Origin of the sequence: Micromonospora endolithica (genome assembly GCF_003626595.1) — a bacterium.
Taxonomy (GTDB): Bacteria; Actinomycetota; Actinomycetes; order Mycobacteriales; family Micromonosporaceae; genus Micromonospora; species Micromonospora endolithica.
Genome location: NZ_RBAK01000009.1, coordinates 126,803 through 149,212 on the forward strand (window position 1 = coordinate 126,803; position 22,410 = coordinate 149,212).

Here is a 22,410-nt window from a genome sequence, read left to right on the forward strand (position 1 = left end):
ATGAGTCGCTCCTCCACGCCGGGCTCCCCGGCCGGCCGTCCGGCCGCGCCGCACGGTGACCGTACGCGTTCGTACGACTACCCGGACGATCCGCAGCTGGACGAGGTCGTGCTCGACCAGGCGCTGGTGACCACGCCCGGCCAGGGCGGTGTCGGCGTCTTCCAGGCGCCCCGGCCGGTGCAGCGCCGGACCCCGCCGGCCGAACCAAAACCGTCCACCCTGGACAGCGCCGACATCGACTCTCCCTTCCTCGACCTGTTCGGCGGGACCCGTCCGGGTGCCGCCCGCCCGGCGGCGCCGGCCCGCGCACCCCGCGAGCAGCGGGCCATCCCGCAGCAGCCGAGCAACGGTGCCCCGGCTCCCGCCGCCCGGGTCGACGCGCCGACCACGCGCGTCGAGGCCCCGCCCGCCCGGCTCGACGCCCCGCCCCCCCGGCTCGACGCGTCACCCGCCCGGCTCGACGCGCCACCGCCGTCGCCCCGGCAGCCGGCGCCGCCGGCCGAGGGGGCCGAGGGAATCCGCTCCGCCGAGCCGCCCCGGCGGATCCAGACCCCGCCGTCGTACGCCCGGGACGCCTCCCCCACGAGTGCACCCCCGGTCGAACCGGCACCCCGGACCCCGCCGGCCGCCGGCCCCGACCCGGACGACGAGGGACACCCGGCGACCGGCGCCCCGGGCCGTACCGCCCGGGTGCCGCACCAGGCCGACAACCGGCGACCGGCGATCGGGCCGCCCACCGAGGAGCCCGACCGGGCCGAACGGCCGCCCCGACGCGGCGTGGCACCGGAGCGTACGCCCGGCCGCGAGGTCACCGCGCCACGCCAGCGCACGGCCGGCCGCCGTGACCGGCCCGTCCAGCCGGTGCGGGTCAAGCCTCCGAAGATCAAGTTCGGTGACCGCGACCCGGCCGTCGAACTGGCCATCACCGAGATCGCCGGTCACCTGACCTTCACCCCCAACACCGTCACCGCGTGGTACTGGCTGCCCGAGGTCCGGTGGGCCTTCCGCCCGGACGCCGAGCGGGAGGCGCTGCTCTCGGCGATCTCCGAGCAGTACGCGGGACTGGCCGGCTTCCGGCTGCACCTGCGCCGGACCACCCGCCCGTTCCCCGCCGACGAGTGGGCCCGCACCATCGACGCGCACACCGCCGCACCGCTGCCCGACGTGCCGGGCACCACGGGCTGGGCCGACCACCTGGTCGCCGCGCAGCGGCACCTGCTGTCGGTCAACCACGCCGAGGGACAGACCTACCTGGGGGTCACCTTCGCCCGAAGGTCACTCGGCGACTCGCTCACCGAACGACTGCTGCGCACCTTCGGACGCGGCGTCGCCGAGGGCGAGCGGCGCAAGCTCGGCCGCACCGTCGAGCAGTTCGACGAGGTGCTCGGCGCGTTCGGCATGCGCGGACGGCGGGTCAGCGCCCAGGAGTTGGAGTGGTTGCTCTACCGGTCGGTCGCGCTGTGCATGGCACCGCCCGGCACCCTCGGCCCGGTCACCGACGGACGCTGGGACCGGGGTGACCTGCTGGCCCTCACCGAGCAGGTCGAGCGTTACCGCACCCCGTACGGCTCCACGGTCAAGCTGGTCAACCGGATGACCGGTGAGGAACGGCACGTGGCGGTGCTCGCCGTGGGCCGGATGGAGCCACTGGAGATCCCCGAGCGGCACGAACCCTGGCTGCACTTCCACGAGCGGCTGCCCTGGCCGATGGAGATCTCCACCCGGGTCGACATCCTCGGCTCCGGCGACTCCTTCCGGAACCTGGAGCACCGGCTGCGGATGATCCGGTCCCAGCAGCTCGACTACGCCGAGCACGGCATCGACGCCCCGCCCGAGCTGGAACGGCTGGCCAAGCGGGCGCTGGTGATCGGCGACGAGATGACCACCGGCCTGCCGGTGGACTCCGCCCGCGCCCACGGCTGGCACCGGATCGCCGTCGGCGGACGCACCCGCGAGGAGTGCCTGGAACGGGCCCGCCGGCTGATCCAGCTCTACTCGCGGGAGCTGCGGGTCTCCCTCCAGCACCCGAAGAACCAGGACTGGCTGGCCCGCGAGTTCATCCCCGGCGAGCCCATCGCCAACACCGGGTACGTTCGGCGGATGCCGGTCAACCTGCTGGCCGCGGCCCTGCCGCAGGCCGCCTCCACCGTCGGCGACCGGCGGGGTGACCTGATCGGACGTACCGCCGGGACCTGCCGCCGGCCGGTCTTCCTCGACCTGCACTTCCCGATGGAGGTCCGGGAACGCTCCGGGCTCGCGGTCTTCGTCGCCGAACCGGGCGGTGGCAAGTCGACCCTGCTCGGCGCCCTGGGCTACCTCGCCGCCCGGCGCGGAGTGCAGGTGACCCTGCTCGACCCGTCCGGCCCGCTCGCCCGCCTCTGCGCGATGCCGGAGCTGCGCCCGTACGCCCGGGTGCTCAACCTGACCGGGTCCGAACACGGCACCCTCGCGCCGTACTCGCTGATCCCCACCCCGCTGCGCAGCGAGTTCGGCGCCGGCGCCCCGGGCGACCGGGAGTTCGAGATCGCGGTCTCCAACGCCCGGGCCGAGCGGCGGATGCTCGTCCAGGACATCTGCATGATGCTGGTGCCGCCGCAGGTGGCCCGGGAGGCGTCCACCGCGACCCTGTTCCGCCACGCCGTACGCCAGGTGCCGGCCGAAGAGACGTCCACACTGGACGACGTGGTCACCTGCCTCGCCCAGCTCGACGACGACGCCGGGCGGGAACTGGCGAACCTGCTGCTGGACACCGCCGAGATGCCGCTGGCGATGCTCTTCTTCGGCCGGCCGCCGGAGGGGCTGCTCGGTGCCGACGCCGCCCTCACCGTGATCACCATGGCCGGGCTGCGGCTGCCCGACCTGAAGATCGAGCGCGAGTACTGGTCGGCCGAGGAGGCGCTCGCCCTGCCGATGCTGCACACCGCGCACCGACTCGCCGTCCGCCGTTGTTACGGCGGGTCGATGTCGTCCCGCAAGCTCGTCGGCCTGGACGAGGCCCACTTCATGGAGGGCTGGCGCTCCGGCCGGTCCTTCCTAGTCCGGCTCGCCCGCGACTCCCGCAAGTGGAACCTGGCCGCGCTGGTCGCCTCGCAGAACCCGAAGGACATCCTCGGCCTCGACGTGCAGAACCTGGTCTCCACCGTCTTCGTCGGCCGGATCGCCGAGGACGCCGAGATCGCCTCCGAGGCCCTGCGTCTGCTGCGCGTACCGGTCAACGACGGCTACGAGGCGACCCTGGCCTCCCTCTCCACCGCCGACGCCACCTCCGCCACCCGACTCGGCTTCCGCGAGTTCGTGATGCGCGACGTCGACGGGCGGGTGCAGAAGGTACGCGTCGACGTCTCGTACGTCGACGGCCTGCTGGACTACCTGGACACCACACCGGCGGCCATCGCCGCGGCGGCCGGGGTGCTGCCGTCCGTCCTACCGGATCTGGAGGCGTGACATGGCCGGGGCCCGAGCACGGACCGCGGCGCTGCTGCTCGCCCTCGGCGTCCTGGCCGGAGCCACCATCAGCTGGCCGGCGGTCGGGGCGAGTGCGGCACCGGTCGTCACCCAGGCTCCCGGCGACCTCTGCACCACCCAGGAGTGGCAGGCCGACTTCCGCGCCTGCGTGGCCAAACTGAAGGACGTCGCCGAGGACGACGTCAAGTGCCGGAACGCGCCCACGCCGACCACACCGGACTCCGGCCTCGCCGGCTGGTTCGCCTCCCGCCCCGACTCCGCCAAGCAGTCCGGCCCGAAGGGCTTCTACAGCGACTACGGGTACGCGGGGTACAGCTACAGCACCTACGACGTGGACACCGGCTGCGCGACCGCGGTCCTGCACCCCGACTACAAGTTCACCAACACGGTGGCCAACGGCGAGTTCATGATCGCCACGGCGATCGTGGGCGCCTCCAACGCCCTGCGTGAGCGAGCCTGGGACCCGCGCTCCATGTGGGGCTGGGCGGATCCTCTGGTGGACCAGGCGACCAAGGCCGTCTACCAGAAGGTGTTCAGCGTCTTCGGCATCGTCACCCTGTGCGTCGTCGGGCTCTACCTGCTCTGGCGCTCCCGTCAGTCGGACATGAGCAACGCGATGACGACCGCCGGCTGGGCCCTCCTGGTCATGGTGGCGGTGACCGCCCTGGCCGCGTGGCCGGTCAAGTCCGCCAACATCGCCGACGGAACGCTCGTCACCACACTCGGTGTGGTCCATGACGCCGTCGGACCAGCCTCCAAAGACGTCCCCCCGGAGAAGTGCGCACTGCCGAGCCCCGACGCTTGCAAAGACAAGCGACCGCCTGCGGTTCGGGCCAGCGACACCGCCACCGAGTCGATGCTGTACCGCAACTGGCTGCGGGGCGTGCTCGGCTCGGCGGACAGTGAGACCGCCAAGAAGTACGGCCCCGCGCTCTACGACGCCAAGTCGCTCTCCTGGGAGGAGTCGGAGAAGCTCCGGTCCAACCCCGCGACCCGGGAAGCGACCATCAAGGCCAAGCAGCAGCAGTGGGCGCGGGTGGCGCAGCAGATCGAGCAGGAGGACCCGGAGGCCTACGAGTACCTCCAGGGCGTCCGGGACATGGATCGGGTGGGCGCCGGCTTCATCGCGGTGCTCGCCTCGGTGCTGTTCGCGATGTTCGACCTCACCGCCTCGCTGCTGGTGCTGCTCGGATTCCTGATCTTCCGCTGGGCGGTGATCGCCGCGCCGATCCTCGGCACGGTGGGCCTACTGCGTCCGGCCAGCGCCGGTCTCCGGCGGCTCGGCAACGCCGTGGTCGCCGCCGTCTTCAACATCGCCATCTTCGGCACCGGCGCGGCTATCTACCTGTTCGCGGTCGACCTCATCATGAGTACGCCGACCCTGCCCGGCTGGCTCCAGGTGGTGCTGGTCTGGCTCTGCGGCGTGGTGGGGTGGCTGCTGCTGCGTCCGTACCGACGCATCACCCAACTGGGTGGCAAGGACAGTTCCGAGGCGGTCAGCTCGGCCGGCTCCTGGCACCGCCGCTTCTTCCGCGACATGCGGACCGCGGCACGTCTGGACGTGGCGGAACCGGGTGGCACCGCCGAACCGGCACGGGGGCGGCGGCAGGTCGTCGCGGAGCAGACCACCCTGCGACCCGAGGCCCGCCGGGAGGACCCGGCACACGCTGGCACCTCGCTCTCCCCCTCCGGGGGCGGCGAGCGGGAGCGACCGGACGGCCGTGAACGGACCGAGAACAACGCCCCGGCGGACGAGGAGCGATCTGCTCCACGTCCGGTCGCCCCCCGGCCCCGACGCCGACAGGCGGCCGGTTGGACCGAGCCGGACGTACCGGAGGAGAACCCCTCCTTCGTCATCTACCGGCCCGGATCGGCCGAGCGCGAACCGGAGCGACCGACCCCCCGGGTCCGCTCCGAGGCACGGTGAGTGCGGTGCGACGGGCAATCGAGTTCCTCCTCACCCGGGTCCTGCGGTCCCGGTTGGGCATCGCGGTCCTCCTCGCCGTCGTGGTGTTCGGCGTGATCGGAGCGGCTCGCCTGGTCAGTGGACCCGGTGACCCGTCCACCGGGCTCAGCAACCGTCCGAGTCGCCCGATCACCACGGTCGCCCCGACCGCCGGCGACGACGGCCTGATCGCCACGCCCACCCCGCCCGACCCGGTCACCCGGGAGGGCGAACTGACCCCGGAACAGACCGCCGAGAAGTTCGTGACGGCGTGGCTCGGCCGGCCGGGCATGACCGCTGAGCAGTGGCACGCCGGCATGCGCCCACTCTCCACGCCCGCGCTGACCGACAAGCTGGCCGGTGCGGATCCGGCCGGAGTGCCGGCCGCGCAGATCGGCGACGAGATCACCCTTCAGCCTCGGACCGAGGCGTTCGTCGAGGCGTTGGTCCCGCTGGACAGCGGGCGACTGCGACTGGAACTGGTGGCACCGGAGGGACGGTGGCTGGTGGACGCGGTGGACTGGGAGCAGGAATGAACGGCGACGTCCGGCCGCGCCGCCGACTCCGCGTCGGCGCCCTGGCCACCGCCCTGACCGCGGCCCTCACCCTGCTCTGTTGCACCGGCGGTGCGGGCGCCTTTCTCCTGACCGAGCTGGGTGGTGACGACGCCGACCAGCTGACGTTGGCCAGTCAGGACTGCACCGAAGACTCCACGGTCACCGTGACCGGTGAGATGCCCCGTTTCTCCGGGTACGGCGAGGTCCAACTGCGCAACGCCGCCCGGATCATCAAGGTCGGCCAGGAGATGAAGGTCCCGCCGCGCGGCTGGGTGATCGCCATCGCCACCGCGATGCAGGAGTCCCGGCTGCGCAACCTGGCCAACAGCACCGTCGCCAGTTCCCGGACGATCCCGAACGAGGGCGTGGGCGCGGACCACGACTCCGTCGGTCTCTTCCAGCAACGGGCCGGATGGGGCAGCGTCACCCAGCGGATGACCCCCGAGTACGCCGCCCGCAAGTTCTACGAGAAGCTCGTGCAGGTCCCGGGCTGGCAGGATCTGCCGCTCACGCTGGCGGCCCAGAAGGTGCAGATCAGTGCCTTCCCCGACGCTTACGCCAAGCACGAGGAGCTCGCCGCGAGGATCGTCAACCGGTTGGCCGGTGGCGCCGCCCGGATCACCCTGGTCGGCGGTCGACAGGCGTGCGACGCGGCAGCCGCGGGCGCGATCGCCGCGTCCGGCTGGACCGCGCCCATCCCGGGCGGGGTGGGCTCCGGCTTCCGCACCGCCGACCGCCCGGCGCACAACGGCGTCGACATCGCCGCACCGAAGGGCACGCTGATCCGGGTCGCCGCCACCGGGCGGGTACTCGTCTCCCGCTGCGACCCGGACCGCCGCGGGCGTCTCGACTGCAACGTGGACGGACGGCCGGGCAAGGGCGGCTGTGGCTGGTTCGTGGACGTTCTGCACGCGGGCAAGATCGTCACCCGCTACTGTCACATGGTGACCCGGCCGAAGGTGCGCGCCGGGCAGTTGGTCGAGGCCGGCGACGTGATCGGCGAGGTCGGCAGCAGCGGCAATTCCTCCGGACCGCACCTGCACTACGAGGTCCACACCGACGGGGACCGCAGCAGTCGGAGCGCGATCGACCCGGTGTCCTTCATGCGGGACCGCGGGGCCCCGCTGCGGAGTGCGGGATGAGACGCTCGACGTCATGACCGATCCGCTGCCCGATCCGTTCGCGGGCCAGCCGGACTGGGCACCGCTGCCGCCCCGGCCGATCGAGATCGTTCCCGCCACCGCCCGGGTCGACCTGCGCGGACGGCGCGTCCTGGTCGGCCTGCCCGGCCTGGGCTGGCGTGGCGACCTACGCGCCGACGAACGCGTGGTGCAGGGCAGCCGGACCTACGTGCCGGTCATCCCCGAACACGAGTGGTACCGGGCCGAGGCCGACCAGGTCGAGGTCTTCGCCCCGCTGGTGCCGGTCGAGCGGGTCTGGGTGGAGACGGTGGGGCCGCGAACGCCGCCCGGCAGCCCGGGTCGGGAGCCAGGGATCCGGCTGGTGTCGCTGGACGTCCCGGCGCACCCGGCACCGACGCCGGTCTTCGAGGCCGACGCGGTCGCCGGCCGCCGGGTCGTGCACGTCGTCGAATCGGTGGAGCAACGCGACCTGCGTGCGGTCACCGAGACCTACTCGGGAGCGGACGGGGACATCTGCGTACGGATCACCCCGGAGATGGAGTGGTATCGCTGGGCTTGGCGCGGGCAGGCACCGAGCACCCTTGAGGTTCCGGTCCACCTGCTCTGGGTCGAGTGAGGACTCAGTTGACCTGTGCCCCGCCACATACCCGCCAGTTCTCGTCTTCGAGCTGGGTGGTGAACTGCCAAGGCTGCCGGTCACTTTGAGTGATGCCATCCACATAGGCAGACAGGATCAGGTCTACCCTTATCTCAGCAACATCGCCTCGACGTTCGTCTTGCAGGCTGCCCCAGCTCACTGAGATGGTCGTTCCGAACCGCTGCTCGCGAGCCACCAGGTCGTCTCTCAGGACGCGTAGCTCCGTGACTTCGCCCTTATTGCAGGTGTAGAGGTTGGCTCGGGTGTCGTTACGATCGACAAGGAAAGCCCGCAGGTAGTTGTCCACGACGACGTCGGGGGCGCTGCGGTCGGGTGTGGTGGCGCGGTCGTAGATGACGTAACCGGCGGCGATACCACCGAGTACGAGGGACGTCAGTACCGCTGCCACCACCGTCAGGACGGTGCGCAGCCGCCGTCGGGGCCGCTGGGGAACCGGCGCCGCCGAGGGGGGCGCCAGGTGGTCCGAGGGGGCCCGTTGCGCCGGTACGCGGGAGACCTGGGAACCGGCGGGGGGCGGCACTGATTCCACTCCCTGAGGCTAACGGCTGGGCGCGATTGACCCAATGCCTCAGATGCAGCGGATCGTGACGGACCACTCCCCATCGGTGAGATCCACGACAACACCGGCGCACCGCCGTCCTGCCTCCGCCGGTGGAGACGCGACCTGGGTTACGGTCTCTGCGCGGGGAGGGGTTGCCGACCTCGCGCAAGAGGGGGTGGACGCCGTGGCCGGTCCGAGGGCACGCACGAGCCGCGCGGCCGCCCTGCACCGTCGGGCCGCCGCGACCGCGCTGGCCGCCGCGGACATCCTGGACGACACCCGTCCGGTGCCGGCGGACCACGGCCGCCAGTACGAGCTGGCGGAGCGCCTGCGTACGGCGGCGGCGGTGCTGGCGCCCGGTTGGGCCGGTGACGCCCTGGAGACGATGGCCCCGACGGCGCCCGCCGGGGACGGCCCGCCGTCCTTCGTCCGGGTCGGTACGGCCGCACCGCTGGACGACGCGCGTTTCCCCGCCCTGGTGCCGTTGCTCGGCACGGGCCACCTCAGCGTCGACGCCGATGCCCGGGACACCCGGGTGGCGGGGTTGCTCCGGGGCGTACTCCTGCGGTTGTTGGCGGCGACACCGGCCGGGGCGCTGCTGGTCCGCGCGGTGGATGCGACGGGTGAGGCGCTGGGTCCGTTCGCCGGTCTGGCGGACGCCGGCCTGCTGCCCCCGCCGGCGACGGACGTCGCGGGGCTGCGGGCGGTGCTGACCGAGGCGGAGCAGTGGGTGGTACCGGGTTCCGGCGGTCGTCGCCGGCACGACCGGACGCTGCTGCTGGTGGTCGCCGCGTTGCCGGCGCCGGTGGGTGCCACCGACCTGGCCCGGATCGCCGCGCTGGCGGAGCAGGGCCCGGCGACCGGCCTGCACCTGATCGTGGCGGGCTGGCCGGCGGGAGCGCCGGAAGCCGGGGACGGCGCGACGGCGGCGGGCTGGCCGGCGGGCACCGCGGACGGCGGAGCGGCGGCGGACCGAACACCGTTGCCGCGGGCGACGGCGGTCGCGGTGCGGACGGCGTACGCGTTGCTGGGTGATCCGCCGGGCACCTCGTACGCCGGGCCGGGCGCGGAGGCACCGGGTGGGTTGAACTCGCCGGTGCTCATCGAGCCGGATCCGCCGGCGGAACTGGTCGACGCGGTGTGCCGGCGACTCGCCGCGCAGGTGGAGGCCGGTTCCCGGCTGTCGCTCGCCGATCTGCTGCCGGCCACGGACGAGGAACTGTGGAGCGCGGGCGCGACCGACGGCATCGCCACCACCGTGGGGGACGCGGGTGGCCGGCCGGTGTCGCTGGGTTTCACCGAGCTGACCCCGCACTGGTTGGTCAGCGGCCGGTCCGGGGCGGGCCGGTCGACCTTCCTCGGCACCGCGTTGCTCGGCCTGGCCACCCGGTACGGCCCGGAGGACCTGGCCCTCTACCTGGTGGACCTCGGTGCGGGTGAGTCCTTCGTGGAGTTCTTGCAGACCGAGCGCGACCGGTCGTGGATCCCGCAGGTGCGGGCGGCGGCGATGGCCGCGGACCGGGAGTACGTGCTCGGCCTCCTCGACGAGTTGACGGCCGAGGTCCGCCGTCGGGAGGAGGCCGGCGCGCGGGCCGGTGGACAGCGTTTCGCCGAGCTGCGGCAGCACCGGCCGATGCCCCGGATCGTGTGCGTACTCGATCACCTGCCGCTGCTGTTCGCGGAGCGGGACCGCCTCGCGACGGAGGCGAACGCCCGGCTGGACGCACTGGCCCGGACGGGTCGGGCGTACGGGGTGCACCTGGTTCTGGCCGGTGAGGGCGACCTCGGGCTGGGTTCGCGTACCGACCGGGACTCGGTTCTCGGTCAGTTCCCGGTGCGGGTGGCCCTGCCCGGTGGTGGCGCGGTGCTGGAACCGACGAACGACTCGGCCGCCGGCCTGCCGGTGGGCAGCGCGGTGGTCAACACCGCCGGTGGGCTCGGTGGCCCCCGGGGCGCCATCCGGGGGCACGAACGGATGGTCCGGTTTCCCGATCCGCAGGACCATCCGGAGACGGTGGCGGAGCTGCGACAACGGTTGTGGTCGGCCCGTCCGGAGGGCTCCGCGCCGCCGGTGGTGTTCGCCGGTTGGGCGCGCCCGTCGCTGCGGAACGATCCCCGGCACCGGGCCGCGCTGGCCGGTCGGGCGCCGGAGCCGGCGGCGCTGCTGGGGAGGGCGGTGGACGTCGAACGGTCCACGGTGGCGGTGCCGCTGGGCCCGTCCCCCGGACGCAACCTGGCGGTGCTCGGTCCCGGTCCGGAGGCGGTCCGGTTGCTGGGCACGGCGGCGCGGAGCACCGCCGCACACCATCCACCGGGGACCGCGCGTTTCGTGCTGTACGCGCCGACCGGTGACGCCGAGCCGCTCGCCGTCGAGCTGGCCGAGCGTCATCCGGTCGAGACGGTCGACCTTCCCGGCCTGCTCGCCGCCGTCGAGGACGCCGCGCCCGGGTACCTGGTGATCTTCGACGTGGGCGGGATTCCTCCGGACCGGTTACCGCCGGACCGGTTGCGGACGCTGCTCCGGGAGGGTCCGGCGACCGGCCGTCACGTGCTGGGGCGTTGGCGCACCGCGCCGCCGTTCGCGACCCTGCTCGAACCGGAGGGCGAGATGGAGAAGCTCGCCGCGGTCGCGGTGGTGGACCTGCCCGGCGCACAGCTCACGTCGATCGTCGGCCGGCCGGTCGAGTGGCGACCCCGGCCGGGCCGGGCGATCCTCTGGGACGGGTCGGGGGAACGCGGCACCGTCCTGGTCCCCTTCGCCGACGAGGGGGACCAGCCATGACCCGCGGCGCGGCACGGAGCAGGACGTCGGGGCCGGGCCGGCAGCGAACCGCCGCCGCGTCGCCGGAGGGCGGGACCGGCACGACCGCCGACCCGGTGCCGGCCGCCTGGACCGACTACCTGGCCGCCGCCCGCCAGCTCGACGGGGTACGCCGGGACGCGTCCACCGCCGCGGGCGAGCAGGCCCGGTCGGTGCAGGCCGCCCGCGAGGAGTTGAACGCGGTACGCACCCGGTTGGCGCCGCAGGAGTCGCGGTTGCGGGAGCGGGGCGTACCGGCGATCTCGCTGGTGCCGACCCCGCCGGAGGTCACCGAGGCGGCCCGCGCGATGGCGGGTGGGCCGGCGGCCGTCCTGGGTGGTCTGCGCACCGCGCGGGCCCGGGCGGACGCCGCCGACGCGGCGCTGGCCGCCCGGGGGGCGATCAGCCCGTCCGCCTGGCCGGCCGCGCTCCGCAACCTGCTGGTGTACGGGCCGCTGGCGCTGCTCGTGCCGGCGGTGCAGGTGGTGCTGCTGCTGGCCAGCGGAGGGGGCGCGGTGACCCTGGCGGCGCTGGTCTGCGGGCTGCCCATGCCGGCGGTCACCTTCGCGGCCGGCTGGGTGGGGGTGGGCCGGCTGTTCCCGGCCGGTCCCGGCGGTCGGGTGGACCGCACCGCGCGGCTCGGCGTACTGGTCTGCCTGGTGCCGGCGGTGCTGGTCAGCACCGTACTGCTGCTGGCAGTTCTCGCCGGCTGACCCGAACGGCGGTCAGCGGGCCATGATCAGCGTCATCGCCTCGGCGCGGGACTTCGCGTCGTGCTGGAGCGTGCCCCGGACGGCCGAGGTGATGGTCTGCGCGCCCGACTTCTGGATGCCCCGCATCGCCATGCACATGTGCTCGCACTGGAGCACCACGATCACGCCGCGGGGGGCCAGTCGCTCCATCAGCAGGTCCGCGATCTGCGAGGTGAGCCGTTCCTGCACCTGTGGGCGCCGGGCGAAGACCTCGACCAGGCGGGCCAGCTTGGACAGGCCGGTGATCCGGCCGTCCGGACCGGGGATGTAGCCGATGTGGGCGCTGCCCCGGAACGGCAGCAGGTGGTGCTCGCAGAGGCTCATCACGTCGATGTCCCGGACGAGCACCAGCTCTTCGTGATTGGCCTCGAAGGTGGTGGTGAGCACCTGCGCCGGATCGACCCGGAGGCCGGCGAAAAGCTCGGCGTACGCCCGGGCGACACGCGCCGGTGTCTGCTGGAGACCGTCCCGGTCGGGGTCCTCCCCGACGGCGATGAGGATCTCCCGGACGGCCTTCTCGATCCGGCCGAGGTCCATCGTTTCCTCGACGGGCCGGCCGCTGAGCTTGCCGCTGATCAACCGGGCGGCCACGTAGTCCAGGCCGTCGTCGTCGGGCTCGGTCGCGGAGACGGCCAGCCCCCGAGGGTTCCGGGGGCTGGCCGTGGGGTCCGTGCTCAGTGCGTGCCGTCCGAGTTGTTCGAGGCGGGACCGCCGCCCACGGCCGCGCCGTCGGCCTGGGCCTGCACCGAGAGCGCGTCCTTCTCCGCCGGTGTGAGCACCGGCGGCTCCGTCGACGGCTGCCGCTTGCCGAAGCCGTTGTAGGGCGCCAGCGGCGGGCGCTTGACCACCCGCGCGCAGATCCGCGCCATGTCCGCCGTGGAGAGGGTCTCCTTCTCCATCAGCTCGAGCACGATGTTGTCCAGGACGTCCCGGTATTCCACCAGGATCTCCCAGGCCTCGTCGTGCGCCAGCTCGACCAGTGCCCGCATCTCACCGTCGATCTCGGCGGCGACGGCGTCGGAGTAGTCCCGCTCGTGGCCCATGTTGCGGCCGAGGAACGGCTCGTCGCCGCTGGTGCCGTACTTGATCGCGCCGAGCTTGGAGCTCATGCCGTACTGGGTGATCATCGCGCGGGCCAGCTGGGTGGCCTTCTCGATGTCGTTGCCGGCGCCGGTGGTCGGCTCGTGGAACACCAGCTCCTCGGCGGCCCGGCCACCCAGCGCGTACGCCAGGGTGTCGACCATCTCGGCGCGGGTCTGGGTGTACTTGTCCTCGGTCGGGAGGACCAGCGTGTGACCCAGCGAGCGACCCCGGGACAGGATCGTCACCTTGTGCACCGGCGCGGCGTGCGGCAGCGCCCAGGCGACCAGCGCGTGCCCACCCTCGTGGTACGCGGTGATCTTCTTCTCCTGGTCGCTCATCACCCGGGTCCGCCGCTGCGGACCGGCGATCACCCGGTCGATCGACTCCTCCAGGGAGTCGTTGGTGATCGCCCGCTCGTCCTTGCGGGCGGTGAGCAGCGCGGCCTCGTTGATGACGTTGGCCAGGTCGGCGCCGCTGAACCCGGGCGTGCGCCGAGCCACCGCGTCGAGGTCGACGTCGGGCGTGAACGGCTTGCCCTTGCCGTGCACCCGCAGGATGGCCTTGCGACCCTCCATGTCGGGGGCGTCGACCGGGATCTGCCGGTCGAAGCGGCCCGGGCGCAGCAGCGCGGGGTCGAGGATGTCCGGCCGGTTGGTGGCGGCGATCAGGATGACCCCGCCCTTCACGTCGAAGCCGTCCATCTCGACGAGCAGCTGGTTGAGGGTCTGCTCGCGCTCGTCGTGGCCGCCGCCCATGCCGGCGCCACGGTGCCGGCCGACCGCGTCGATCTCGTCGACGAAGACGATCGCCGGGGCGTTCGCCTTGGCCTGCTCGAAGAGGTCCCGGACCCGGCTGGCGCCGACACCGACGAACATCTCCACGAAGTCCGAACCGGAGATCGAGTAGAACGGCACGCCGGCCTCGCCGGCGACCGCGCGGGCCAGCAGCGTCTTACCGGTTCCGGGCGGGCCGAACAGCAGGACGCCCTTCGGGATCTTCGCGCCCAGTGCCTGGTATTTGGCCGGGTTCTGCAGGAAGTCCTTGATCTCGTGCAGCTCCTCGACGGCCTCCTCGGCGCCGGCCACGTCCGCGAACGTGGTCTTCGGCGTGTCCTTGGTGATCATCTTCGCCTTGGACTTGCCGAAGTTGAGCACCCGGGAGCCGCCGCCCTGCATCTGCGACATGAAGAAGAGCAGCAGGAGCACCAGCAGGACGATGGGGAGCAGGTTGACGAAGAGGCTCACCCAGATCGAGTCGGACGACACCTCGACGTCGGCCGGGCCGGTGACCCGGTTGTTCGCCTTGGCCTCGAGGACCTCGTTCCAGACCTCGTCGCCGACCTCGTACGGGAACTGCGCCTCGATCCGGTCGGTGTCGGTGTCACCGAATGTGGCCTTGTCCTTCAGGTCCAGCCGGAGCGTCTGCTCCTTGTCCTGGAAGACGACCTTGTCGATACCGCCCTTGTTGAGCTGGTCGAGCGCGACGGAAGTGTCCACCCGGTGGTAGCTGGGACCACCGGTGAACAGCTGACTGAGCACGACTGCGCCGAGGATGACCAGGATGATCCAGACCACCGGTCGGCGGAAGAAACGCGTACGTTCCATGCTGTAGTCGAGCGCCGAGACGCCCGCATCCTCCTGATCGACGTCCTGACCGTCTGAATGGTGTCGCCGCCTGCGCGGCGGCCGGAGCCGCCGTGCGGGCCGGCCTCGACCCCGGGGCGCGCGAACTGCCGCACCACGGTCATTCGACGGTACACCTTCGGTGCCAGGGGCGAGCTTGCGAGCCCAGCACTTACGCGTACGGCGAACCGGGTTTCGGGCCGGCGTGGTGAGAGCTCCGCGCCCGGCCACCCGACCGCCCGGTCAAGCGGGTCGAGGGTCGAGCATGGAGGACGCCTCCACACCACCGACCTACACCGTAGTCCGAACACCTGAGAACCCGCTGAACGTCGGCTCGATGGACGCCGATGGAGGTACCCGGAGGCGGGTCAGGCCCGGGCGTAGACCTCGGGCTTGAGCACGCCGACGTACGGCAGCTCGCGGTAGCGCTCGCCGAAGTCGAGGCCGTAGCCCACCACGAACTCGGTCGGGATGTCGAAGCCGACGTACTTGACCGGCACCGGCACCTTCACCGCGTCCGGCTTGCGGAACAGCGCGACCACCTCGACGCTCGCCGCCGAGCGGGACTCCAGGTAACGCAGCAGCCAGGAGAGGGTCAGCCCGGAGTCGACGATGTCCTCGACCACGACCACGTGCCGGCCGGCGATGTCCCGGTCCAGGTCCTTGAGGATCCGCACCACGCCGGAGGAGGTGGTCCCCTGGCCGTACGAGGAGATGGCCATGAAGTCCAGCTCGGCAGGCGGGCCCTGCCGGCCCAGCGCCCGGGCGAAGTCCGCCATGAACATGACCGCGCCCTTGAGCACGCACACCAGCAGCAGTCCGTCCTGGACGTGCGAATAGTCCGCCGAGACCTGCTTGGCGAGCTCCGCGGTCTTCTCGCGGATCTGCGCCTCGGAGATGATCACGTGATCGATGTCGGCGTCGTACCAGGAGCCGTCAGCCATGCCTCCTAGCCTGCCGTACGCCGGTGGGCCTCCGTCGGCGGGGCCGCCCCATTTGGCGCGGTCCCGCCCCGGAATTTTCCCCGCAAACAGGAGGAAACATCTCAGCAGGCGCGCGATCGCCAGCGACGACCTCCCTCGGTCGGCTTCCAGTCCGCCGAATCCCGACTGTCGGCGGTCAGGCCGGTGGCCGAGGCGACGCCCAGCAGGGCGAAGAACGCGAGAAGGAACAGGAACTCCATGGCGACGCTCGCTTTCATCCGTTTGATGACCGTTTCGTCGCCGGTGCGCACCGGACATAAGCCAGTGTGCGCCGCTCGCTCCGGGCCCGACAGAGGCAGAATTGCCCCTGAGCCTCGATTTCCTGCCACCCGTTCGGTTACCCTCGTCACATGCTCCGATCCGTGGCCGTCATCGCGCTGGAGGACGTCGCCGCCTTCGAGTTGGGTGTGCTCGCCGAGGTGTTCGGGACCGACCGCACCGCCGACGGCTTCCCCGGCTACCGCTTCGCCGTCTGCACCGTCGACGGCGGGCCGGTCCGCAGCCGGTCCGGCTTCCTGCTCACCCCACACGCCGACCTCGGGCCGGTCGAGGACGCCGACCTGGTGGCGGTGCCGGCCCACGCCGACGGCACCGACGTCCCGGCACCCGTGCTCGCCGCGCTGCGCCGGGCCGCCGACCGGGGCGCGTACGTGTTCAGCGTCTGTTCCGGCGCGTTCGTGCTCGGCGCGGCGGGCCTGCTCGACGGCCGGGAGTGCACCACCCACTGGCGGTACACCGACGAGTTGCAACGCCGCCACCCGAGCGCCCGGGTCCGGTGCAACTCGCTGTACGTGCAGGACGGCCGGTTGCTCACCAGCGCCGGCACCGCCGCCGGGATCGACGCCGCCCTGCACCTGGTGCGCCAGGAACACGGCTCGGCGACCGCCACCCGGCTGGCCCGCCGGATGGTGGTGCCGCCGCACCGCGACGGCGGACAGGCCCAGTACATCGAGGCACCGATCCCCCGGACACCGGACGCGCCCACCCTGGAGCCGGTCCTGGAGTGGCTGATGGGACATCTGCACCGCTCGGTGAGCGTGGACGACCTGGCCGAGCGGGCCGGGATGGCACCGCGTACGTTCGCCCGCCGGTTCCGCGCCGAGACCGGCACCACCCCGCACGACTGGCTGACCAACCAGCGGGTGCTGCTGGCCCGTCGCCTGCTGGAGGACACCGCGCTCAGCGTGGAGACGGTGGCCGAGCGGGCCGGCTTCTCCGACGCCGCCGCGCTGCGGCACCACTTCGCCCGACGCGTCGGCACCACCCCGCAGGGCTACCGCACCACGTTCCGGTGCCGGGCCGAGACCGCCGTCGCCGCTCAGTAGCCGCCCGCGCCGCCGTCCACCCGGGATTCCGAGCCGACCACGTACCCGCCCTCCGGACGTCGCCAGATCGCCTGCCCGTACCCGAACAGCGCCGGCTCGTCGGCGACGGTGACCTGGTGGCCGCGGGTCCGCAGCTCAGCCACCGCGGCCCGGCCCTCGGCCGTGGCCACCAGCTCCGGCTCGACCAGCAGCGTCCGGCCGGCGTGCCAGTACCAGCGCGGCGCGTCGAGCGCCGCCTGCGGGTCCAGTCCGCCGTCGAGCGTGCCGGAGAGCAGTTGCACGTGGCCCTGCGGTTGCATGTGTCCGCCCATCACGCCGAACGGGCCGACCGGCGCGCCGTCCCGGGTCAGGAAGCCGGGGATGATCGTGTGGAACGGACGCTTCGCCGGGCCCACCACGTTGGGGTGCGCCGGGTCGAGCCGGAATCCCAGCCCCCGGTTCTGCAGGGCGAACCCGTGCCCGGGCAGCACCACGTGCGAGCCGAACGCCAGGTAGGTCGACTGGATCAGGCTGACCATCATCCCGCCCGCGTCGGCCGCGCACAGGTAGACGGTGCCGCCCCGCTCCGGGTCACCCGCCGCCGGGTCACCCGCCCGGTCGGTGACCAGCGCCCGGCGGACGGCCGCGTACCCGGGGTCGAGCAGGGCCGCGACCGGCACCGGGGCCCGGTCCGGGTCGGCGACGTGCGCGTGCGTGTCGGCGAAGCCCAGCTTGACCGCCTCGACCTGCCGGTGCAGCCGCTCGGCAAGGGGCAGCCCGGCGAGGTCGGTGCCGTCCAGGACGTGCAGCGCCAGCAGCGCGGCCAGCCCCTGCCCGGGCGGCGGCAACTCCCACACGTCGTGGCGCCGGTAGCGGGCGCGGACCGGATCGACCCAGGTCGAGGTGTGCCGGGCCAGGTCGTCGCCGGTGAGCAGACCGCCGGTACGGGCGGCGTGCGCGTCGAGGGCCGCCGCGATCCCGCCCCGGTAGAAGTCCTCCGCCCCGGTGGCGGCGATCCGGCGCAACGTCCCCGCCGCGTCCGGGTTGCGCCACCACTCGCCCGGCCGGGGGGCCCGGCCGGCCGGGGCGAAGACCCGGCCGAACTCCGCGTACTCCGGGCCGGTGAGGCCGACGTGCCCGGCGACCCCGCGGGACCACGCGGCGGCGACCCCGGCGGAGACCGGGTGGCCGTGCTCGGCGTAGCCGATCGCGTCGGCGAACAGATCGGCGAAGGGCAACGAGCCGAAGCGGTCGTGCAGGTCCCGCCACCCGGCCGGCGCACCGGGCACGGTTACCGGCAGCCAGCCCCGGGCCGGCATCGCCGGACCGCGCGCCTGCGCACCGCCGAGCGCGGCCGCCGGCTCGGCCGCCCGACCCCCGGTCGCGACGCGCACCACCTCCCGGGTCAGCCCGGCCGGGGAGCGACCGGCGGCGTTCAACCCGTGCAGCCGCGTGCCGTCCCAGACGATGGCGAAGAGATCACCGCCGATGTCGTTGGAGGGTGGCTGCACGACGGTCAGGGTGGTCGCCGTGGCCAGCGCCGCGTCGACGGCGTTGCCGCCGCGCCGCAGCGCGGCCAGGCCGGCCGCCGCGGCCAGCGGGTGGCTGGTGGCCACCGCGCCGTGCGGCGCGAAGATCGACTTCCGGGGGTACGCCATCCGCCATGTCTACCGCCTCCGGCGGCTCCCGCGTACCCCCACCGGGGCGTAAGGAAGGGCCCCCGCTTAACGCCTGCGGTAGTAGAAGGGCCCCTTGTTAACAGAGCGCGTTAAAAAGGGGCCCTTCCTTACACCAGGGGTGGGCGGGGCGGGCGGTTACCGGGTGGCGGCGACGGTCAGCCGGTCGGTCCGGCGGCACACTCGTACGCCGCCGGGCAGGGAGACCGGGCCCTGGCCGTGCCAGGTGGTGACCAGTGCCTCCAGCGCGGTGACGTGCCGGTGCCCGAGCGCGGCCGGCGGCGCGCCCAGCTCGCGGGCCCAGGCGTGCAGGACCCGACCGCGTACGGCCGGCGCCAGCTCGGCCAGCCCGGGCACCGCCAGACCGCCGTCCGGGTGTCGCACCCCGGCCAGGGCGACCGCGGCCAACTCGTCCAGGACGGCGTTGTCGGCCGCGAGCAGCCGGGCCGTACGGGCCAGGTTGTCCAGGACGCCCGGCCCGAGGGCACCGACCAGCGCCGGCAGCACGTCGGCCCGCACCCGCGCCCGGGCGTACGAGGGGTCGGTGTTGTGCGGGTCCACCCAGGGGCGGAGTCCGAGCGCGGCACAGGCGTCCCGGGTCTGTTCCCGGGCCACCTCCAGCAACGGCCGCAGCAACGGCACCCCGGCCAGGTCGCGCCGGAACGGCATGCCGGACAGACCGCGTGGGCCGGCACCCCGGGCGAGCGCCAGCAGCACCGTCTCGGCCTGGTCGTCGCGGGTGTGCCCGATCAGCAGGGCCGCCGCCCGGTGCCGGACGGCCACCCCGGTCAGCGCGGCGTAGCGGGCCTCCCGCGCGGCCGCCTCGGGACCGCCCGGCCGGCCGGCCACCTCGACCCGGACCACCTCCACCGGGTCCAGCCCCGCCTTCCGGGCCCACGCCGCCACCGCCGCGGCCCGCTCGGCGGAGCCGTCCTGGAGGCCGTGGTCGACGGTGACCAGACCGGCGGCGCGACCCATCCGGGGCGCCACGAACGCGGTGGCCGCGGCCAGGGCCAACGAGTCGGCCCCACCCGAGCAGGCGACCAGCACCGGACCCGGCTCCGCCAGGTCGGTCAGGGCACGCCGCACCGCGACGCGGATCGCCGCCACCGGCGGGGCGAGCGCCGCCACGGTCGGACGGTCAGCCGGCGGCCGGCAGCGGGCCGGCCGGCCCGTGCACCCGGGCCACCCAGGCGTCCGGGTCGCCCAGCTCCTCCAGCCGGGGCAGGGTCAGCGGGGACGAGAAGATCCGGTTGAAGCCCGGCATTCCCACCCGCTCCACGACACCGTGCACGAACTTGCGGCCCTCGGCGTACTGGCGCATCTTCACGTCGACGCCGAGCAACCGGCGGATCGCCTTCTCCAGCGGGTTGCCCGCCTCGCGGCGGCGGTTGAACGAGGCCCGGATCCGCTCCACGCTCGGAATCACCTGCGGGCCGACGCCGTCCATCACGAACTCGGCGTGGCCCTCGAGCAGGGTCATCAGCGCGGTCAGCCGGTCCAGCACGGCGCGCTGGGCCGGGGTCTGCACGATGTCCAGCACGCTGGTCCGGCCGTCCGGGTCCTTCACCGCGTCGGAGAGGGTGGCCACCCCCCGGCGGAGTCGTTCCAGCAGGTGCTCGCCCCCGCTGGAGGAGGCGTCCACGAACGCCTGCACCTCGGTCAGGAAGTACGCCCGCATCCACGGCACCGCGGTGAACTGGGTGCGGTGGGTGACCTCGTGCAGGCAGACCCAGAGCCGGAAGTCGCGCGGATCGGCGCCGAGCTTCCGCTCCACCTCGACGATGTTCGGCGCGACCAGCAGCAACTGCCCCGGGTCGGCGGAGAAGACCTCGTACTGGCCGAGGACCCGCCCGGACAGGTAGGCCAGCACGGTGCCGGCCTGCACCCCGGTCAGCCGGGACCCGATCGCCTCGGTCAGCGCACCCGGCTGCTTGTCCTTGGACAGCCGGCTGACCAGCGGGGTGATCACCTCACGCAGCCCGGCGATGTTGGTCGCCGCCCAGTCCCGCCGGTCGACCACCCGCACCGGCGGGTGGGACACCTGGGACCGCAGCCCGGTGTAGTCGGCCACGTGCCCGGCCGCCTCGTCGGTCAGCCGTCGCAGGTCGCCGACGACGTCGGTGGCCTCCGCGTACGACACCCGGGGGCCCGACTTGCCCAGCGCCCCCGCGGTCGCGGCGGCCAGATCCCAGTCCACGAACTGCGCCATGCACCCCACCGTACCCGCGCGGGCACAGCCGAACCCGCGCTCGACGAGTCGGTCGGGTCAGCGGCAGCCGCAGGTGGCCAGGGCGGCGGTGACGCGGTCGAGGGCGGCGCGGGCGGCGGTCAGCCCGTCCGGGGGCACGTCGTCGGTGAGTACGGCGAAGCTCAGCAGCCGGCCGTCGGCGGTGCTGACCAGGCCGGCGATGGCGTGTACGCGGGTCAGCGTCCCGGTCTTGGCGCGGACCTGTCCGGCGGCGACACCGGCCGGACCGGCGAACCGGTCCGTGAGGGTGCCGGACCAGGCGGCCACCGGCAGCCCGCCGAAGATCGCCGCCAACTCGGGGCGGGTGCCGTCACCGGCCAGGGTGATCAGGTCGGTGAGCAGGGACGGGCTGATCCGGTTGCTGCGGGACAGGCCGCTGCCGTCGGCCAGGGACATCTCGTCGGCCGGCAGCCCCAGTTCGGCGACGACCGCATCCATCGCCTTCGCACCTCCGGCGAACGACGCGGCCTCGCCCCGGGCCAGCGCGACCTGACGGGCCAGCGCCTCCGCGACCAGGTTGTCGCTGTCGCTGATCATGATGTCGACCAGCCGGACCATCGGCAGGGACGACACGACCCCCAACTGGGTGCCCGGGGCTCCGGCGGCGGCACCGGCGCCAGCGGCGGGCGCCCTCCCGGTGGTGACCCGGTCGGCCGGGACGCCGAGCAGCCGGGCGAACGATCTTCCGGCGGCCACGTCGGGCTTGGCCACCCGGTCGGCGCCGTGGTTGCCGTTGTCGTGGTCCTTCTTCGCCTGCGGCACGTCGCTGCGCGCGCCGTCGGTCATCAGGGCGGTCACCGCCCCGCCGTACCCGCCGTCGGGAATGTCGGAGTCCCAGCCCGGCTCGTGGACCGGGCCCGAGTAGAGCGTGGAGTCGACCACCACCTTCGTCGGCGCCGTACCGCCGAGGGCCTTCTTCACCTGCGCGGCGAGGTCGTCCAGCCGGGCCGCGCCGGGGTAGAAGCCCTTCCGGTCCACCGCGAGGGTGGGGTCGCCGCCGCCGACGAGCACCACCTCGCCGGGGGCGGCGCCGGCGACCGCGCGGGTGGGGATGCGGTACCCGGGGCCCCGCGCGGCGAGGACCGTCACGGCGGTGACCAGCTTCGTCACCGAGGCGGGCACGGTGCCGTCGTCCTCGCCCCGGCCGTACAGCGGTCGGCCGGTGGCCACGTCGGCGACCGAGACGTTGACCCGGTCACCGAGGGCGGACACCCCGACCAGGGGGGCGAGCGCCGCGCGTACCCCCGCGGTGGTGGGCAGCGGCGCGTTCGCGTCGGCGGCGGCCAGGACCGGTACGGGCGCCGGCTCCGGCGGTCGTGCGGCGGCCGACGGCGCGGCCGGTTCGTCGCCCAGCCACTGCCCGACCGGACCGGGCCGGACCACGGCCAGTCCGACGGCCGCGAGGACGAGCACCAGCACGGTGGCCAGCGCCACCGGCAGCAGGCGACGCCGACGGCCCGGGGCGGTCGGTGGCGACGGTGGTGCGGAGACCGGCGGCGGGCCGGCGGCCGGGCGCGCCGCGGCGGCGGCCCAGAGGTCCACCGGTGCGGGTCGGCCGTCGCCGCCCGGCGCGGTGCCGGCCGGGGTCACGTCGGCGGTCCCGGAACCCCGCCGGGCAGGGTGGGCGTCGG

Annotated in this window: 17 protein-coding genes; 8 read left to right on the forward strand and 9 right to left on the reverse strand. The window is 73.7% G+C overall.

Annotation, left to right across the window (positions count from 1 at the left end):
- From D7223_RS22055 to D7223_RS22075, 5 genes are read left to right on the forward strand one after another with little or no spacing between them, the layout of a single operon-like run.
- Positions 1-3,444 carry an ATP-binding protein gene (locus D7223_RS22055; protein WP_120730323.1) on the forward strand — a complete coding sequence of 1,148 codons (3,444 nt, stop codon included), beginning with the start codon at positions 1-3 and terminating at the stop codon, positions 3,442-3,444.
- A gap of 1 nt (position 3,445) precedes the next feature.
- A complete protein-coding gene (locus D7223_RS22060; protein ID WP_120730324.1) occupies positions 3,446-5,392 on the forward strand; it encodes an MFS transporter in 1,947 nt (648 codons plus the stop codon).
- Positions 5,389-5,946, forward strand: coding sequence for a hypothetical protein (locus D7223_RS22065; protein WP_120730325.1), 558 nt, complete (start codon positions 5,389-5,391; stop codon positions 5,944-5,946). Before D7223_RS22060 ends, D7223_RS22065 begins: the two co-directional genes overlap by 4 nt.
- Positions 5,943-7,109: a M23 family metallopeptidase gene (locus D7223_RS22070; protein ID WP_120730326.1), complete on the forward strand. Its 1,167-nt coding sequence runs from the start codon at positions 5,943-5,945 to the stop codon at positions 7,107-7,109. The genes D7223_RS22065 and D7223_RS22070 overlap by 4 nt, the downstream gene beginning before the upstream one ends.
- A gap of 13 nt (positions 7,110-7,122) precedes the next feature.
- A complete protein-coding gene (locus tag D7223_RS22075) occupies positions 7,123-7,725 on the forward strand; it encodes a hypothetical protein (protein WP_120730427.1) in 603 nt (200 codons plus the stop codon).
- A 4-nt stretch (positions 7,726-7,729) separates the two neighbouring features.
- On the opposite strand, the gene D7223_RS22080 is transcribed toward D7223_RS22075, so the two are convergent.
- On the reverse strand, positions 7,730-8,287 hold the full coding sequence (locus D7223_RS22080; RefSeq protein ID WP_120730327.1) for a hypothetical protein: 558 nt from the start codon (positions 8,285-8,287) through the stop codon (positions 7,730-7,732).
- A gap of 196 nt (positions 8,288-8,483) precedes the next feature.
- On the opposite strand from D7223_RS22080, the gene D7223_RS22085 reads away from it, so the two are divergent.
- The gene (locus D7223_RS22085; RefSeq protein WP_120730328.1) at positions 8,484-11,090 is read left to right on the forward strand and encodes an FtsK/SpoIIIE domain-containing protein; all 2,607 of its coding nucleotides are present in this window, start codon (positions 8,484-8,486) and stop codon (positions 11,088-11,090) included.
- Positions 11,087-11,821 carry a hypothetical protein gene (locus tag D7223_RS22090; protein WP_120730329.1) on the forward strand — a complete coding sequence of 245 codons (735 nt, stop codon included), beginning with the start codon at positions 11,087-11,089 and terminating at the stop codon, positions 11,819-11,821. The genes D7223_RS22085 and D7223_RS22090 overlap by 4 nt, the downstream gene beginning before the upstream one ends.
- Before the next feature lie 12 nt (positions 11,822-11,833).
- Here the strand turns inward: D7223_RS22090 and folE are convergent, their stop codons facing one another.
- From folE to D7223_RS22110, 4 genes are all read right to left on the reverse strand, one after another.
- Positions 11,834-12,496 (reverse strand): GTP cyclohydrolase I FolE, encoded by a 663-nt coding sequence (folE, locus tag D7223_RS22095; protein ID WP_186832438.1) that lies wholly within the window; start codon positions 12,494-12,496, stop codon positions 11,834-11,836.
- A gap of 38 nt (positions 12,497-12,534) precedes the next feature.
- Positions 12,535-14,547 carry an ATP-dependent zinc metalloprotease FtsH gene (gene ftsH / locus D7223_RS22100; protein ID WP_120730331.1) on the reverse strand — a complete coding sequence of 671 codons (2,013 nt, stop codon included), beginning with the start codon at positions 14,545-14,547 and terminating at the stop codon, positions 12,535-12,537.
- Between the two features lie 386 nt (positions 14,548-14,933).
- On the reverse strand, positions 14,934-15,509 hold the full coding sequence (hpt, locus tag D7223_RS22105) for a hypoxanthine phosphoribosyltransferase (RefSeq protein ID WP_120730332.1): 576 nt from the start codon (positions 15,507-15,509) through the stop codon (positions 14,934-14,936).
- A 101-nt stretch (positions 15,510-15,610) separates the two neighbouring features.
- Entirely contained in the window at positions 15,611-15,799 is a 189-nt protein-coding gene (locus D7223_RS22110; RefSeq protein ID WP_120730333.1) for a hypothetical protein, read from the reverse strand.
- Positions 15,800-15,898: 99 nt separating this feature from the next.
- On the opposite strand from D7223_RS22110, the gene D7223_RS22115 reads away from it, so the two are divergent.
- Positions 15,899-16,873 carry a GlxA family transcriptional regulator gene (locus tag D7223_RS22115; RefSeq protein ID WP_120730334.1) on the forward strand — a complete coding sequence of 325 codons (975 nt, stop codon included), beginning with the start codon at positions 15,899-15,901 and terminating at the stop codon, positions 16,871-16,873.
- Here the strand turns inward: D7223_RS22115 and D7223_RS22120 are convergent.
- From D7223_RS22120 to dacB, 4 genes are all read right to left on the reverse strand, one after another.
- Positions 16,867-18,510 carry a gamma-glutamyltransferase family protein gene (locus D7223_RS22120; protein WP_120730335.1) on the reverse strand — a complete coding sequence of 548 codons (1,644 nt, stop codon included), beginning with the start codon at positions 18,508-18,510 and terminating at the stop codon, positions 16,867-16,869. The two genes, D7223_RS22115 and D7223_RS22120, sit on opposite strands and share 7 nt — an antisense overlap.
- 156 nt (positions 18,511-18,666) lie before the next feature.
- Entirely contained in the window at positions 18,667-19,659 is a 993-nt protein-coding gene (gene tilS, locus D7223_RS22125) for a tRNA lysidine(34) synthetase TilS (RefSeq protein ID WP_120730336.1), read from the reverse strand.
- Between the two features lie 10 nt (positions 19,660-19,669).
- Complete coding sequence (locus D7223_RS22130; protein WP_120730337.1) at positions 19,670-20,740, reverse strand: zinc-dependent metalloprotease; 1,071 nt, start codon at positions 20,738-20,740, stop codon at positions 19,670-19,672.
- A gap of 57 nt (positions 20,741-20,797) precedes the next feature.
- On the reverse strand, positions 20,798-22,222 hold the full coding sequence (gene dacB, locus D7223_RS22135; protein ID WP_238162171.1) for a D-alanyl-D-alanine carboxypeptidase/D-alanyl-D-alanine endopeptidase: 1,425 nt from the start codon (positions 22,220-22,222) through the stop codon (positions 20,798-20,800).
- Positions 22,223-22,410: the final 188 nt, after the last annotated feature.

Coding starts and splice junctions, on each gene's coding strand:
- hpt (WP_120730332.1), bottom strand. CDS start 15,509: ATGGCTGACGGCTCCTGGTACGACGCCGACATCGATCACGTGATCATC.
- D7223_RS22115 (WP_120730334.1), top strand. CDS start 15,899: ATGCTCCGATCCGTGGCCGTCATCGCGCTGGAGGACGTCGCCGCCTTC.
- D7223_RS22075 (WP_120730427.1), top strand. CDS start 7,123: ATGACCGATCCGCTGCCCGATCCGTTCGCGGGCCAGCCGGACTGGGCA.
- ftsH (WP_120730331.1), bottom strand. CDS start 14,547: ATGGAACGTACGCGTTTCTTCCGCCGACCGGTGGTCTGGATCATCCTG.
- D7223_RS22120 (WP_120730335.1), bottom strand. CDS start 18,510: ATGGCGTACCCCCGGAAGTCGATCTTCGCGCCGCACGGCGCGGTGGCC.
- D7223_RS22130 (WP_120730337.1), bottom strand. CDS start 20,740: ATGGCGCAGTTCGTGGACTGGGATCTGGCCGCCGCGACCGCGGGGGCG.
- D7223_RS22070 (WP_120730326.1), top strand. CDS start 5,943: ATGAACGGCGACGTCCGGCCGCGCCGCCGACTCCGCGTCGGCGCCCTG.
- D7223_RS22090 (WP_120730329.1), top strand. CDS start 11,087: ATGACCCGCGGCGCGGCACGGAGCAGGACGTCGGGGCCGGGCCGGCAG.
- D7223_RS22060 (WP_120730324.1), top strand. CDS start 3,446: ATGGCCGGGGCCCGAGCACGGACCGCGGCGCTGCTGCTCGCCCTCGGC.
- D7223_RS22055 (WP_120730323.1), top strand. CDS start 1: ATGAGTCGCTCCTCCACGCCGGGCTCCCCGGCCGGCCGTCCGGCCGCG.